This is a genomic window from Roseateles sp. P5_B10 (assembly GCF_056400485.1).
In genome coordinates, this window is sequence record NZ_JBFULE010000072.1 from 1 (window position 1) to 14,494 (window position 14,494).

12 protein-coding genes are annotated in these 14,494 nt (G+C 66.5%); all 12 read right to left on the reverse strand.

Translation table 11 applies throughout. The features are described from left to right. On the reverse strand, positions 1–2,348 hold a 2,348-nt coding region (locus AC1DU6_RS07475; RefSeq protein ID WP_477856482.1), incomplete at its 3' end, for a type VI secretion system Vgr family protein. A gap of 247 nt (positions 2,349–2,595) precedes the next feature. Then, positions 2,596–5,271: a type VI secretion system ATPase TssH gene (gene tssH / locus AC1DU6_RS07480; RefSeq protein ID WP_477856484.1), complete on the reverse strand. Its 2,676-nt coding sequence runs from the start codon at positions 5,269–5,271 to the stop codon at positions 2,596–2,598. Between the two features lie 58 nt (positions 5,272–5,329). Continuing rightward, positions 5,330–6,388, reverse strand: a complete 1,059-nt coding sequence (gene tssG, locus AC1DU6_RS07485; RefSeq protein WP_477856485.1) for a type VI secretion system baseplate subunit TssG — start codon at positions 6,386–6,388, stop codon at positions 5,330–5,332. Continuing rightward, a complete protein-coding gene (gene tssF / locus AC1DU6_RS07490) occupies positions 6,385–8,256 on the reverse strand; it encodes a type VI secretion system baseplate subunit TssF (RefSeq protein ID WP_477856486.1) in 1,872 nt (623 codons plus the stop codon). Before tssF ends, tssG begins: the two co-directional genes overlap by 4 nt. Before the next feature lie 13 nt (positions 8,257–8,269). Next, a complete protein-coding gene (gene tssE / locus AC1DU6_RS07495) occupies positions 8,270–8,806 on the reverse strand; it encodes a type VI secretion system baseplate subunit TssE (protein ID WP_457325119.1) in 537 nt (178 codons plus the stop codon). Further along, positions 8,806–9,648 (reverse strand): type VI secretion system accessory protein TagJ, encoded by an 843-nt coding sequence (locus AC1DU6_RS07500; protein WP_477856488.1) that lies wholly within the window; start codon positions 9,646–9,648, stop codon positions 8,806–8,808. The genes tssE and AC1DU6_RS07500 overlap by 1 nt, the downstream gene beginning before the upstream one ends. Beyond that, on the reverse strand, positions 9,638–10,207 hold the full coding sequence (locus tag AC1DU6_RS07505; RefSeq protein ID WP_056194100.1) for a double zinc ribbon domain-containing protein: 570 nt from the start codon (positions 10,205–10,207) through the stop codon (positions 9,638–9,640). Before AC1DU6_RS07505 ends, AC1DU6_RS07500 begins: the two co-directional genes overlap by 11 nt. 6 nt (positions 10,208–10,213) lie before the next feature. Next, the gene (locus AC1DU6_RS07510) at positions 10,214–11,083 is read right to left on the reverse strand and encodes a hypothetical protein (RefSeq protein ID WP_477856490.1); all 870 of its coding nucleotides are present in this window, start codon (positions 11,081–11,083) and stop codon (positions 10,214–10,216) included. Continuing rightward, positions 11,083–11,631: a hypothetical protein gene (locus tag AC1DU6_RS07515; RefSeq protein ID WP_477856491.1), complete on the reverse strand. Its 549-nt coding sequence runs from the start codon at positions 11,629–11,631 to the stop codon at positions 11,083–11,085. Before AC1DU6_RS07515 ends, AC1DU6_RS07510 begins: the two co-directional genes overlap by 1 nt. A gap of 205 nt (positions 11,632–11,836) precedes the next feature. Then, a complete protein-coding gene (locus AC1DU6_RS07520; protein WP_056194090.1) occupies positions 11,837–12,337 on the reverse strand; it encodes an Hcp family type VI secretion system effector in 501 nt (166 codons plus the stop codon). 95 nt (positions 12,338–12,432) lie between these two features. Further along, positions 12,433–13,926 carry a type VI secretion system contractile sheath large subunit gene (tssC, locus tag AC1DU6_RS07525; protein WP_056194087.1) on the reverse strand — a complete coding sequence of 498 codons (1,494 nt, stop codon included), beginning with the start codon at positions 13,924–13,926 and terminating at the stop codon, positions 12,433–12,435. A gap of 44 nt (positions 13,927–13,970) precedes the next feature. Then, on the reverse strand, positions 13,971–14,465 hold the full coding sequence (gene tssB, locus AC1DU6_RS07530; RefSeq protein WP_457394438.1) for a type VI secretion system contractile sheath small subunit: 495 nt from the start codon (positions 14,463–14,465) through the stop codon (positions 13,971–13,973). Between the last annotated feature and the right edge of the window lie 29 nt (positions 14,466–14,494).

Here is a 14,494-nt window from a genome sequence, read left to right on the forward strand (position 1 = left end):
CGGGCCGCAGCGGCGGCGGCGGCCGCGGCGGCTTCAGCGGCGGCCTTGGCCGCTGCTGCGGCGTCCGCGCTCGCATTGGCCGCGGCGGCGGTGTTTGGCGCCTCTTGGCCGACGGTCAAGGGGTCTTCAAAAAGCTTGTCGTAGTCCGTGGCCTTGGCGGACGTCAGCAGTTCCTGGTTCATGGCGTCTTCCGGCGCCTTGGGCTCGGCCGCGGCCGCGCTCTCGGCTGCGCCGGCGGAGCCGCCGCCACCGCCACAGTTGACCTTGACGAGGGGGCCGTCGATGGTGACGCCCGCCGGGCCCAGCGTGATGACCGAGCCGCCGCAGACGATCTTGATGCCGGCCGTGGCCTCCAGCACGATCTCGGCGCTGCCCTTGGCCTTGATGTTGACGGCTTGCATCAACAGGTCGGCTGTGGCCTTCAGCGACAGCTTGGCACCGGCCTCGCCGACCAGGTTGCCGGTCGTCTTGAAGTTGCCCGCGCCGCCGCTTTGCAGGTTGATGTCGCCGCCGGCCTTGACGGCCGTCTTGCCGGTGACGTCAAGCCCGTAGTCGGCACCGACCTTGGCGTTGAAGTCTTTCTCAAGCTTGAGCTGGTAGGTGGCCGCACCCGTGGTGAAGATGTCACCGGCGACCTTGGTGTGCAAGTCCTTGCCGAGGTCGTGCATGACGTCCTTGCCGACGTTGACATACCAGTTCTCGCCGACGACCTCCTTGCGCGTGAGCTTGACCTTCTTGGTCTCGTTCATCTCGATCCAGTCGAAGGCGTCTTCCTTCACGTGGCGATGGAAGTTCTTCTGCGACTGCAGCCAGACGTATTCCTTGCCCGTCTTGTCGTCGAAACGCAGTTCGTGGCGGGCGTCGGCCGCGCCGTTCTTGGTCGAGTGGGTGCGCCAGCCGCTGATGTCGGAATTGGCGGGCAGGGGATAGATGGGCGTGTTGATGTCGTTGTGCACCGAGCCCGTGATGAGGGGTCGGTCGGGGTCGCCGCCGATGAAGCTGACGACCACCTCGTGGCCGACGCGCGGGATCATCCACAGCCCCATGCCCTTGCCCGCCCAGGGCTGGGACAGGCGCACGAAGCAGGAGCTGTTTTCGTTGTTCTCGCCCAGGCGGTCCCAGTGGAACTGCACCTTGATGCGGCCGTGCTTGTCGGTCTCCACCTCGTTGCCCGAGGCGCCGACGACGATGGCCGTCTGCGGCCCGTACATGATGGGCCGCGGCGTGCGGCGCTGCGGGCGGAAGGCATTGCCGCCCGTGCTGATGCACATGAGATTGGCGATCACGCCGTCGCGGCGGCGCGGCAGGGACCTGAGATCGTCGATGGCCTCGTGGTCGGCGAACTCGGCGTGGAAATTCATGCCGACGATCAGGTAGCTGTCGTCGTCGGCCGCATTGAGGGCGTCTTCGAGATCGAAGGTGGCGCCCACCGTGATGTCGTTGCAGTTGGTGGTGCCGGTGTAGATCTGCTGCAGCGACTGCAGCTCTTCCAGCCGCATCTTGGCGACGCGAATGGCGGCCGCTGCGGTCGGCTGCGCGTCGGGCTTGACCTGGTTTTGCACCGCACGCGCCGGGAACTCATAGACCTCGGCGTCACCGAGCTTGGCGGTCGCCGCCGTGGGCAGCGCGCTGTGCTCCTGCTGGATGGCAGACGCCGTCGCGAGGTAGTCGTAGTCGCGCACAACGGCCTTGACCGAATGCACCTCCTCGACCATCTTCCAGTCGACGAGGGTGGGCTTGGTGGCATCGAGCTTGTGGGACCATTTGACGGTCTTGTCGCCCGTCTTGGCCTTGTGCTTGCCCATCGAGTCGATCAGCACCAGGGTGTGGGTGGTGCTGGTGTGCTCGAAGAAATAGTAGATGCCGAACTCTTCCAGCAAACGGCTGACGAAGTCGAAGTCCGATTCCTGGTACTGCACGCAGTACTCGAGCGGCTTGTAGACCGCGGCGTCCTGCAGCCGCCAGGCGAAGTCGGCGCTGTAGGGCGTGAGGACGGCGGTGACGATGTCCTTCACGCTCTTGTTCTGGAACACCTTGGAGTTGCGCGTGCGCGTGGCGAACCAGGTCCAGGGCCGCATGGTGATGCGGAAGGAGTCAAAGCGGCCATGGCGTTCACCGCGCTGGACTTCGGTGATGAAACCATTGAAGTGACGCTTGGCGCCATGCTCGATGCTGACATTGGCACGCGAGCCCAGCAGGGCGTGCAGGTCGATGGACTCGCGCACGCCCAGCAGGCTGACATTGCCGACCAGGTCGACCTGCCACTCGGGCAGCGCTCCCAGTTGCTCCCGGCCCTCCATGCGCAGCACCAGCAACTTGTCACCACCGAGCTTGGTGGTGATGGACATCACACTAGACATGTGTCGGCCCCTCGTCCGATGAGTACATCGACCGGTCTTGCAGACCGCGCTGCGTCTTGCGCCGCAGCTCTTCGGCAGGCACAGCGCGCCCACTGGGCGCACCGTGTCCAGCCGAAGCCCCCGAGGGGACGGCGATGCTTGCGGCATTGAGCCACAAGCACATCGCCTGGCGGGCCGGCTTGGGAGCGGCCCGGCGCTCGGCCCGGGAAGTCACTACGGCCACCATCTGCTCGTCTCAATCAAAGGCGTAGGAGAAGTCGCCATCGGCCACGCCGAGGCTGACCTTCTGCAGCGGCTGGCCCGACGCCGTGCGCGACAGGTATTCAATCGACACCTTGGGCAGCACCGTGTTGGTCAGGATGGCGTCGATGATGCGGCCGCCCGACTCCGCGTTGTTGCAGCGCTTGACGATGAGCTCCACCGCTGCGTCGCTGTACTCGAACGGGATGCGGTGGTTCTCGGCGACGCGCTTGACGATGCGGCCGAGCTGCAGGCGCACGATGCGGGCCAGCATCTCATCGCTCAGCGGGTAGTAGGGGATCGTGACGATGCGGCCCAGCAGCGCCGGCGGGAAAACCTTCTGCAGCGGCTCGGTCAGGGCCGTGGCCAGCGACTCGGGGTCGGGCAGCAGCTCGGGGTCGCGGCACATGTTCATGATGAGCTCGGAACCCACATTGCTGGTCAGCAGGATGATGGTGTTCTTGAAGTCGATCATGCGGCCTTCGCCGTCCTCCATCCAGCCCTTGTCGAAGACCTGGAAGAAGAGTTCGTGCACGTCGGGGTGGGCCTTCTCGACCTCGTCCAGCAGCACGACGCTGTAGGGCCGGCGGCGCACGGCCTCGGTCAGCACGCCGCCCTCGCCGTAGCCCACGTAGCCCGGAGGCGCGCCCTTGAGCGTGGAGACGGTGTGCGACTCCTGGTACTCGCTCATGTTGATGGTGATGACGTTCTGCTCGCCGCCGTACAGCGATTCGGCCAGCGCCAGCGCCGTCTCGGTCTTGCCCACACCCGAGGTGCCGCACAGCATGAAGACGCCGATGGGTTTGTTGGGGTTGTCCAGCTTGGCGCGCGAGGTCTGGATGCGCCGGGCGATCATGTCCAGGCCATGCTGCTGGCCGATGACGCGCTGGCCTAGCGTGGCGCCCAGGCGCAGCACGGCTTCCAGCTCGTTCTTGACCATGCGGCCGACGGGGATGCCGGTCCAGTCAGCGACGACGCTGGCCACGGCCTGCGCGTCGACCGAGGGCAGGATCAGCGGGGCGTCGCCTTGCAGCTCGGCTAGCTGGGCCTGGGCGGCGTGCATCTCGCCCAGCAGGCCGTCGCGGTCGGGTTGGGCTGAAGCTGCTTCGTCCACCGGCTGGCCATCACCGCGCAACTTGGCGCGCAGCTCCAGGATCTTGGCGACGACATCCTTCTCCTGCTGCCAGCGCACTTCCAGCGTCGCGAGGCGCGCGCGCTCGTTGGCCAGCTTCTCTTCCACCGACACGCCGCGGTCGCCGATGTGCACGCCGACCTGAGCCTCGCGGCCGATGATGCCCTGCTCGATCTCCAGCGACTCGATGCGGCGTTTGCAGTCCTCGACCTCGGCCGGCATCGCATGCTGGCTGACGGCCACGCGGGCGCAGGCGGTGTCGAGCAGGCTGACGGCCTTGTCGGGCAGCTGGCGGGCCGGGATGTAGCGGTGGGATAGCTTGACGGCGGCCTCGATGGCCTCGTCGAGCAGCTGGACCTTGTGGTGCTTCTCCAGCACCGTGGCCACGCCGCGCAGCATCAGGATGGCCTTCTTCTCGTCGGGCTCCTYGACCTGCACGGTCTGGAAGCGGCGGGTCAGCGCCGGGTCCTTCTCGATGTACTTCTTGTATTCGGCCCAGGTCGTGGCGCCCACGGTGCGCAAGTTGCCACGCGCCAGGGCCGGTTTCAGCAGATTGGCCGCGTCGCCCGTGCCGGCCGCACCACCAGCGCCCACCAGCGTGTGGATCTCGTCGATGAACAGGATGATGGGCGTGGGGCTGCCCTGCACCTCGTCGATGACCTGGCGCAGGCGCTGCTCGAACTCGCCCTTCATCGACGCGCCGGCCTGCAGCAGGCCGATGTCCAGCGTCAGCAGCGTCACGCCCTGCATGGGCGGCGGCACGTCGCCGCGCGCCAGGCGCAGCGCAAAGCCTTCCACCACGGCCGTCTTGCCGACGCCGGCYTCGCCGGTCAGCAGCGGGTTGTTCTGGCGGCGGCGCATCAGGATGTCGACGATCTGGCGGATCTCGTCGTCGCGACCGGTCACCGGATCGATCTCGCCCTTGCGCGCCTTCTCGGTCAGGTCGACGGTGAACTTCTTCAGCGCCTCCTGGCGGCCCATGGCGGCGGGCGCCATCGCGCCCTCGGCTTGGCCGGGTTGCGCGCTGTTCAACGCGCTGCCGTCGGTGGCGCCCAGGCCGGCTTCGCCGGTCTTGCCGACCAGGCTTTGCAGCTTGTCGGCCAGGTCATCGGCCTTGATCTTCTCGAACTGGCGCGAGATGCCGAACAGCGCTTCACGCAGCGAGCGCGTGGACAGCAGCGCCAGCAGCAGGTGGCCGCTGCGCACCTGGGCATCGYCGTACATCAGCGTCGAATAGACCCAGCCCTGCTGGATGGCGTGGGTGATGTGCTCGGAGAAGTCGCTGATGGCCGTCGACCCGCGCGGCAGGCGGTCCAGCGCCGTCGTCACGTCACGCGCAAGCGCGGCGGCGTCCAGGCCGTAGTGGCGCACGATGGCGCTGACGTCGGATTCGTTGTTCTCCAGCAGCTGGGTGATCCAGTGCACCAGCTCGACATAAGGGTTGCCCCTGAGCTTGCAGAAGACGGTGGCGCCTTCGATGGATTTGTAGGCCAGCGGGTTGAGCTTGCCGAACAGGGCTTGGCGGCTGATGTCAGTCATTTCCAGTTCTCCTCGGTGCTAAGTGACCGAGGCCGCCGTTCAGTTCCGCTGCGCGGAGCTAGATCTGGTGCTTGGGCGCGAGCGAGGCTTTCAAGGGCCCGCGGCAGATGCTTTCGACGTTCATCAACAGCTGATCCGCTCGCTTGCGCGGGCGCTGGCTGTTCAGCCAGGCGCTGCGCCCCAGCATGCCCACGCCGGGTTGCCTGCCCAGCGGCCAGGCCGGCACCTCGGCGGGCTTGAGGCGCAGGCGCACATCCCAGGCGAACTCCTGGCCGACGTATTGCCTCACCATGGCCTGCAGGGCCGGCAGATGCGGGCCCGACGGCAGGAAGGCCTGGAATGCCTCCCAGCCCAGGGGGCCGATCTCGATGCGGAACTTGTGCTGCACATCCCAGACCTGGCGGCCCAGCACGGCGCCGCGCCCCAGGGCCACGCCGTCGTGCTTGACGAGTCGGGTGCGTTCTTCAGGCCCCAACGGCATCCAGTGGCCGCTGAACTGCTGCACCAGGGCGGGCACACGGAAGCGCAGCGCGATCCAGCTTTGCAGGCCATCGGCATCGCGCGCCGAGCGAGCCAGGCGGCCGGCGAAATAGAGCTTGGGAAAATCCCCCAGGGCGTCGCGCTCGCGCAGCGACGGCTCGGCCAGGCCGATGAGGGCGCCCACATGGCGCACGATGGGCGCGTCGCGGCTGCGATCCATGCCCACCACCGGGTTGGCGCGCGCCCAGGCCCGGTAGAAGAGCAGGCCGAAGCGATGCAGCAGCATGTCGGCAAAGGCCGCGAAGGTGCGGTCGCCGTGGTGCATGGCCCGCTCGCGGGCATATTCGGTCAGGTGGGTGGGCAAGGCACCATTGGGGCCGAACAGGCTCAGCACCCGCTGCACCAGGCGTGGCGGGCCGTGGTCGTTGGCGGCCAGTTTGGTGATGGCCGTCGGCGCGAAATTCAGCGCCGGTTCGCTGGCAAAGCGCACCGGCTCGTCGCCCGGGCGCAACGCATCGCCCAGGCGCGGCTTGTCGGCGTGGGCCGCCTCGATGCGGCGCAGGGCCTGGAAGAGGTCGAACCGGCCCGGGCGCGCGGCCAGCGCGTCGAAGATCGAGGGCTCGGGCTTTTGGCTCACAGCACAGCCCGGGCGCCGGACAGCGGCTGCCAGCGCTTGAGTTCGCCGCGGGTGCGCGAGACCAGCAGCGTCTGGACAAAACTGTTCATCGACACATGGCGGCTGAAGTAGTGGTGCAGCACGGCGCCCAGCAGCGTCGCGCTGCCACCTTCGAAGGAGAGCTCGTCCACCGTCAGCTGCACCTCCAGCCCGCGACCGAAGGCGATGGGGCCCGGCGCCGGATGGCGACGCACGATGGGCAGCGTGGTGACGGAGCGCACGCCCTCGATCTGCCGCAGCAGGCCGGCGCCGGAGCTTTGGCCGAACAGGCCGAGCAGTTCGCGCAGGGCCAGYGCGCCGCGCTCGGGATCCTCGTCGACCAAGGACAGGTAGTTCAGCGAGAGCAGCGACAGCAGCCGCCAGGCCAGTGCGCCTTCGCGCGCCGCGCTGCCGGGCCGCGACGGGCCGGCCACGACGGCGACATGGTCGACGGGCGCACGGGTCTCCAGCGTCAGGCCGCCATGATCGCGGCCGGCGGGCATGAAGAGGGGCAGGTCGCGGTTGGTGCAGCGGATCTTGGCGGCAAGCTGGCGCAGGTCGGSCCGGTAAGGCGCGCGCTGCAGATCCACGAGGGACAAGAAAACCTCACTGCCGACATAGGCCGAGCGCGGCCCCTCGCGCTTGGCGCGGTCGCTGGCCAGACGCGGCTCGCGCAGCAGGCTGAAATAGCCGGAGGCGCCGGCCGGGTCGGCGTGGGGCACGTCGAACAGCGGCAGGAACTGCAGCTCGTCGGTGTCGCTGGAGAAGCCGGTGACCGAGGCGACGTCGAACACCTCGAAGTCGGCGCCGGCTAGCCGGTCGGGGATGACCTGGAAGGCGGTGGCGCTGTCATCGACGGTGATGCGCTCGGCGCGGCGCTCGAAGAGGTTGATGGCCGGCACGCAATTCAGGCTGAAGTTGGCCGGTTCGCCGCCACCCTCCAGGCTGGCTTCGTAGCGGTCGAACAGCAGCACCAGTTCGAAGGTGTTGCCCGTGCAGGCGGCGAAGCTGGGCTTGAGGCCAGCAACGTCGATGAACAGGAAGCGCTGCGGGAAGGCGAAGTACTCCTGCATCAGCCGCGTGCCGGACAGGCCGCGCAGCGTCACCGGCAGCATGGCCTCGTCATCGGCCAGGCCGACGTGGTGCACGCGGTTGGCCGGGATGAACTGGCGCTTGGCCGCAGCCTCCTTGCCACCAGGCCCGGCCAGCACGCCCACGCAGCGGCAGGTGGCGAGCTCGTGCAGCTTCAGCGCCACGTCCTGAAGGCCACCCATGAAGAAGCGCAGGCTGTCCAGCGGCAGCCGCGCGAAGCTCATGCCGCTGGGCAGCTCCATGCGCACGCGCACGCCGCTCTTGGGTCGCTCGCGCAGCGGCAGGCCGCTGAAATTGATGTCGGTGGCGCTGAGGAAGTATTCGACCTGGCTGACCCGGATGGGCGTCAGCGTGACCGGCTGGGCGGTGCGGAACTCGCAGCGCGTCGGCCCCAGCGGCGTCTTGGCGCCCATCAACGCGCTGCCGCGCGGCAATGTGAAGCCGGCGATCAGGTTGGGGTCCTGGGCGGGCTCGAGCTGAGCCACCAGCATGGACGGGATCGGCGCGCCAAGGTTGGGGCAGACCATGTCCAGCAGCGCCTGGGCGAGCTGGGGGAACTCGGCATCCTGCTTGAGCTGCACGCGCGCGGCCAAGAAGGCCGTGCCTTCGAGCAGGCGTTCCACATAGGGGTCGGCAACCTCCAGGCCCTCCATGCCCAAGCGCCCGGCGATCTTGGGAAACTCGCGCGCGAACTCACCACCCATCTCGCGGAGATAGCGCAGTTCCTGGTTGTAGTAGCGGAGGAGGCGGGGGTCCATGATTCGGAGTGTCTCAAGCCCTCAGGTCACGCACCGCGGCCTGACCGGTGTCGACATCGACATCCGCACTCAACAGCAGCTCCAGCGGCACCGGCTGGTTCCACATCTGGCCCTTGATAGTCAGCCGCAAGCTGGTGGGGCGCAGGCCGGTGCTCATGTCGTTGGCGATGCGCACCTCCACCGTGTCCGGGTCCAGTCGCGGCTCGAAGCGGATGATGGCCTGGCGCACCTGGGCCTCGATGAGGGGGAACTGGTGGATGGTCATGGTCTGCCCGGTCAGGGGCAGGATGCCGAAATTCAGCACCGAGTCGCGCGCATGCGGCAAGCTCTTCCACAGCGCCGTGCGTTCGGGGTCGTTGCGGTTGCCGATGTCCGGCTCCTCGCAGACCGCGTTGAACAGCCAGGAGAGGTCGCGCAGCACGGCCTCGCGCAGCTGCTTGCGGCTCAGTACGCGGGCCTCGAGGGCCTCGACCTTGGAGCTGGCATCGTTGTCGGTGAGCCGGTCCAGCAGCGAGGGTTGGAGGCGGTCCTGGGCACCGAAGCTGGCCATCAGTTGCCTTCGGTCTGCGTGGCCTCGCTGGCGTCGAAGAGAATTTCTCTGACGGCCATCAGGTCGTGGTCGCCGATGTCGCTGGTCAGCACGCGCTGGCCCAGGCCGGCATAGCGGTCCTCGCCTGGCAGTGCTTGCCACTCCGTCTTGCGCGCCAGGTTGATGAGGCCATCCTCGCTCTTCTCGGAGCCCGGGTAGCGCGTGGGCACCAGGGCGACGCTGTTGCCGCCATTGGTGAAGCTCAGCTGCGCCGGCATCCAGACGCAGTCGCGCAGGTCCTCGGGCGCSTCGAAATGGATCTTGGCCAGGTGCTGGAAGGGCACCCAGGTGTAGTGGCCGTTGAGGCAGACCTCGAGCACCGGGCCGAGGCGTGAATCGGCGTCGGCGAGCCACTCGAAGCGCTGGCCGTCGATGCTGCCCGCACTCGTCGGCGCGGCCTCGAAGGCCTTGGTGGCGAGGTCAGCCGCAAGCTGGTGGTTGCCCTCGGCCTGCTGCTTGAGGGACTCGATCAACTGGGCCACCCAGGCCTCGGGCTGGCCGAAGACAACCGGCGTGCGCTTGCCAGCAAACACCTGGGCGCGCAGCAGCTCGCAACGGATGGCGTGGCCGACGGTCTCGCGCATCGGGATGGCCAGCTTGTCCATGTCGGCGACGACATTGAGCTGGGTGTGGGCGCGTTCCCACTGGCCGAGCACGCTGAGCAGCTGGGACATGAAGGTGCGCAGCTTGGGATCGGCCGGCTTGGCGCGCACGGCCTCGGTCAGCTTGGCGAGTGCGGCGCGCGGGTCGCCGGCGCGGAGTAGCTCTTCGGCGGCTTGTTGGGGAGAGAGATCAGAAGCCATGGCCGCAGTCCGTGCAGAAGCGGGCTTGCCGCGAGAGGGTGATGCCGCAGGCCGGGCAGCTCTTGTGCGTGCTGGCCATGTCGAAGCCGCATTCATGGCAGAAGCGCCCGCCCTGGCTGGGCGTCTGGCAGTTGGGGCAGGCCGAGCCACCCCCGCTGGCGGCGCCCTGGCTGGCCGAACCCGCATCCAGCGCGGAACGGGCGGCGCAGTCGCGGCAGCTGTTGCTGCTGCTGTTCCAGCATTCGCGGCCTACCCATTTGCGGCAGCCGGTGCATTTCTCGTACAGCGGTGCCGCGGCGGCCATGGCTTCGGCCAGGGCCTCGGCCTTGGCGCTGCCGCCACCGGCTTCGGCAAACGCGCCGGTGGCCCGGCTGGCCTTGTTCAGGTCGTAGAACATGAAGGCGAAACGGCTCAGCCAGCCCGTGATCTGGCCCTTGCGATAGGGCCTGAAGGCCGAGCGCGAGCTCTCGCCACATTTCTCGCAGAAGAACTCGAACTGGAAGCCGGCCGACACGTCGCTCATCGACGTGCTGACGTCCCGGTAGTTGGTCAGGGCCATGGGAAGCTAGATGGGTGAGCCGATGTTCTTCATCGTGAAGGCGCGCGTCGTGTTCTGCGACGCCGTCTTGGCGACGGCCTGGCCGGTGTTGCTGTGCGAGTAGTGAGATGGCGGGTTCTTGTAGACGTAGGCGAGCGAACCGAATTCGCAGGTCCACTTCTCCATCATCTCCGTCATGGTCTCGTTCACGACCACGTCCAACTCGTATTCCAGCAGGCGGATCTTCTGGATGGTGAAGATCAGCGAAGTGCCGTCCAGGAACGTCGCCGAGCGCCGGTGGATGGTGAGCGTGCCCGAGGGGAAGATGTTGCCCGCCTTCATCGAGTTCAGCATCTGGGTGCTGGCGATGTCGACCCGCTTGGTGAACGTGAATTCGAAGTTGCGGTTGCGTTCGAGGTCCGCGTACTGCTTCTCCCGCTCGCCTTGCAGCGTGGCCGCCTTTTCGGCTTTTTGCGGGTCGGAAGGCGCGAAGGCGTTCGGATCCCTGGCGATGCTTTCGAGCTTCTTGTTGAAAGCCGCGCCGAGGGCATCGCGCTGGTCCTGGTGGGCTTTCCAGTCTGCCTCGGAAAAATTGCCGCCACGCTGGGCTTTCGCGAAAGACTCCTGCAGCCTCTTGTCCCGCTTCTGGTAATCGTCGCTGGCCGCATGCATCGCACGCAACTCGTTGCTGCCTTGCTTGTCTGCTCTGCCGCTCGCGAGGGTGAAGGCCGCTGCCGCCTTGCTGGCGTTCTTGCGCTCGTCCTCGTTGTGCAGCTTCCAGTTGAGCGTCTCCACCAGGATCTGCCCCTGGAAGCCTTCGGACGCTGCTTCGCCCACGACCGGCACGCGGGTGGGGCGCAGCAGAACCAGGAAGATGTCGGCGCCGTTGTTGGACATCAGAGGGCCAATGGGTGGAAGAAGGGGGCCGTGGGCAGGTTGTCCTTGCCGAGGGTCTTCAGATACATCATCTTGATGTTCTTGAAGTTGAGGGTCCAGCTTTCCCTCACCTCCTTGGACAGGCCATCGTCTGACACCTCCAGGGTGCAGTCGGCAAAGTAGCCCTGGGTACAGACGACGGTGAAGCCAGGTTGATGGATGGCCCGGCCTTGCTGCTTGATGTGCAGCACCGTGATGGACGCGCTGAGCACGGGCWGGTGGTTGTCCAGGCAGAAATGCATCTGCGAGGAGCCGACGTCAAACCGCTTCTTGAAGGTCAGCGGCTGCATCTTGATGCTGACGGGCGTACCCAGCCCCGCCATCGAGGCCGCAGCGGCAGCAGCCGCTGCGGCCAGGCCGCTGGCTTTGCTCTTGGGGTCCTTGAGGGCCTGCATGCCCCAGCCGAACTCCAGCAGCTCGATCGAGCCTTCCCAGCCTTCGAGCAGGCCCTCGCCCACCACCGGCCCGGCGCCGGTGATGAGTTGCATGAAGATGTTCGAACGACTCATGAACAGTCAGAGGAAGGCTGCGACGAAGAGGACAAACGAGCTTTGCGCATGTAGTGCCTGACCCGGCGGCTGCCGTGGAACCGGCTTTGGCTCCGGCATCACATCGCCAAGCGATATGAGCCTTCACCGCAGCGCAAGCGCTGTGCCGGGCCACTGGCAGCGCCCCCTTGAGGGGGCCGGCGAAGCCGGTAGGGGGTGGGCCCGTTCAGGCCGACGGCGAAGCCGTGCCGGCCGGGATGTCCCAGTTGTAGGTCTTGGGCGCGCCGAGCTTGCCGGTCTTGTTGTCCTGCGGCTTGTATTCGATCTTGACGGTCTTGAAGACCATTTCGACCTTCTGCGTGACGTTGCCTTCCTCGGTGCCGCTCTGGTTGACCTTGGTGATGAAGCAACCTTCCATCGTCATCGTGAAGTAGGTCTCGGGCGTGGCACTGCCCGTGGTCTTCATCATCTGCAGCTCGACCTTGGGGAAGGCCTTGCCGGTGCAGATATAGCCCAGGATCACGGTCGACGAGGTGTCGAAGTAGTGCTCCCAGTTCATCTTGCCGGGGTTGGGCTTGCCGACGGAAGCGCCGCCGCCCTTGGTCCAGCTGGTCTCGGCTTCGACTTCCCAGTCCCAGCCCTGGATCTCGATCCACTTTTCCTTGCCCTTCTGGATGGACTCGCCATCGGCCTTGTCGAAGAAGGTGAGGAATGCATTGACTGCCATGTTGATATCTCCTTAGGGGTTCAAAGCGCGGGTGTGGTGGTGGTGGTGAGAGATGACCCGTCCTGCTCCCGCGCCGGCGAGTTCTCCCAACTGTCTTAGGCGGACTTCTCGGACGGCAGCTTGGACACCAGCCGCAGCGACACGGTCAGGCCTTCGAGCTGGTAGTGCGGCTTCAGGTAGAACTTGGACTGGTAGTAGCCCGGTGCGCCTTCCACTTCCGAGACCTCGACCTGGGCGGCCGCGAGCGGGCGGCTGGCCTTGGTCTCTTCCGACGAGTTCATCGGGTCACCGTCGACGTAGTTCAGGATCCAGCTGTTGAGCCAGTCTTCCATCGCGTCGCGCGACTTGAAGGAGCCGACCTTGTCGCGCACGATGCACTTCAGGTAGTGGGCGAAGCGATTGCAGGCGAACAGATAGGGCAGGCGGGCCGCGAGTGCGGCATTGGCGGTCGCGTCGGCGTCGTCGTACTCGGCGGGCTTTTGCAGCGACTGGCCGCTGATGAAGGCCGCGAAGTCACTGTTCTTGCGGTGCACCATCGACAGGAAGCCGTTCTTGCTCAACTCGGCCTCGCGGCGGTCGGAGATGGCGATCTCGGTCGGGCACTTCATGTCCACGCCGCCGTCGTCGGTCGGGAAGGTGTGCGTGGGCAGGCCGGTCACCGCGCCGCCGGATTCGATGCCGCGGATGCGCGAGCACCAGCCGTACTGCTTGAACGAACTGTTGATGTTTACCGCCATCGCATAGGCGGCGTTGGACCAGGTGTACTTGCTGTGGTCGGCGCCCTCGGTGTCTTCCTCGAAGGCAAACTCGTCGACCGGGCTGGTCTTGGCGCCATAGGGCACGCGCGACAGGAAGCGCGGCATGCACAGGGCCAGGTAGCGGGCGTCGTCGGACTCGCGCAGGGACCGCCAGGCGGCGTACTCCGGCGTCGTGAAGATCTTGGTCAGGTCGCGCGGGTTGGCGAGTTCCTGCCAGCTTTCCATCTGCATGACGCTCGGCGCGGCACCGGTCACCAGCGGCGCGTGGGCGGCGGCGGCGATCTTGGACAGTTCGCCGAGCAGCTCGACGTCGGGGGGTGTGTGGTCGAAGTGGTAGTCGCCCACCAGGCAGCCATAGGGCTCGCCGCCGAACTGGCCGTATTCCTCTTCGTACAGGCGCTTGAACAGCGGCGACTGGTCCCAGGCCGTGCCCTTGAAGCGCTTGAGCGTCTTGCCAAGGTCCGTCTTGGAGACATTCATCACGCGGATCTTGAGCTGCTCGTCCGTCTCGGTGTTGTTGACGAGGTAGTGCAGGCCGCGCCAGGCGGATTCCAGCTTCTGGAAGTCCTCGTGGTGCATGATCTTGTTGATCTGCTCGGTGAGCTTGCTGTCGATGGCCGCGATCATGGCCTCGATGGTCTTGACGGCGTCGTCGCTGAGCAGCGTGGTGTTGCTCAGCGCCTGCTGGGCCAGCGTCTGCACGGCCTGCGCCACGGCGCCGCGCGCCTCCTCGGTCTTGGGCTTGAATTCCTTGTTCAGCAGTGCCGCGAAGTCATTGCCTTCGAAGGTCACGCCCGCCAGGGCCGATGCTGACTGTTCCGCTTGGGTCATGTTTGAAACTCCGGTCGTTTCAGGGTGTTCTTGTGGGCTGCGGCTTACTCAGCCTTGGGCGCGTCGGTCAGTGTCTTCAGCAGCGTGGGGTCGGCCAACACCTTGGCGATCAGGTCGCCGGCGCCGCTCTTGCCGTCCATGTAGGTGATCAGGTTGGACAGTTGCTGGCGGGCCTCGAGCAGCTTGTTCAGGCCTTCGACCTTGCGCGCCACGGCGGCGGGCGAGAAGTCGTCCATGCTCTCGAAGGTGATGTCCACCGGCAGGTTGCCCTCGCCGGTCAGCGTGTTCTCGACCTGGAAGGCGACGCGCGGCTTCATGGACTTCATGCGCGAGTCGAAGTTGTCGACATCGATCTCGAGGAACTTGCGGTCGGCCACCGGCGGCAGCGGATCTTCGGGCTTGCCGGACAGGTCGGCCATCACGCCCATCACGAAGGGCAGCTGCACCTTCTTCTCGGCGCCGTAGAGCTCGACGTCGTACTCGATCTGCACCCGCGGGGCCCGGTTGCGGGCGATGAATTTCTGGCTGCTCTTGCTCATGTCATTGCTCCTTGCGGATGGGATTCAGG

What these genes read in the sequence shown, in the direction of transcription:
- tssE (WP_457325119.1), bottom strand. Translation starts at nt 8,806, where the DNA reads ATGGCCAGCTTCGGTGCCCAGGACCGCCTCCAACCCTCGCTGCTGGAC.
- AC1DU6_RS07505 (WP_056194100.1), bottom strand. Translation starts at nt 10,207, where the DNA reads ATGGCCCTGACCAACTACCGGGACGTCAGCACGTCGATGAGCGACGTG.
- AC1DU6_RS07510 (WP_477856490.1), bottom strand. Translation starts at nt 11,083, where the DNA reads ATGTCCAACAACGGCGCCGACATCTTCCTGGTTCTGCTGCGCCCCACC.
- AC1DU6_RS07520 (WP_056194090.1), bottom strand. Translation starts at nt 12,337, where the DNA reads ATGGCAGTCAATGCATTCCTCACCTTCTTCGACAAGGCCGATGGCGAG.
- tssC (WP_056194087.1), bottom strand. Translation starts at nt 13,926, where the DNA reads ATGACCCAAGCGGAACAGTCAGCATCGGCCCTGGCGGGCGTGACCTTC.
- tssB (WP_457394438.1), bottom strand. Translation starts at nt 14,465, where the DNA reads ATGAGCAAGAGCAGCCAGAAATTCATCGCCCGCAACCGGGCCCCGCGG.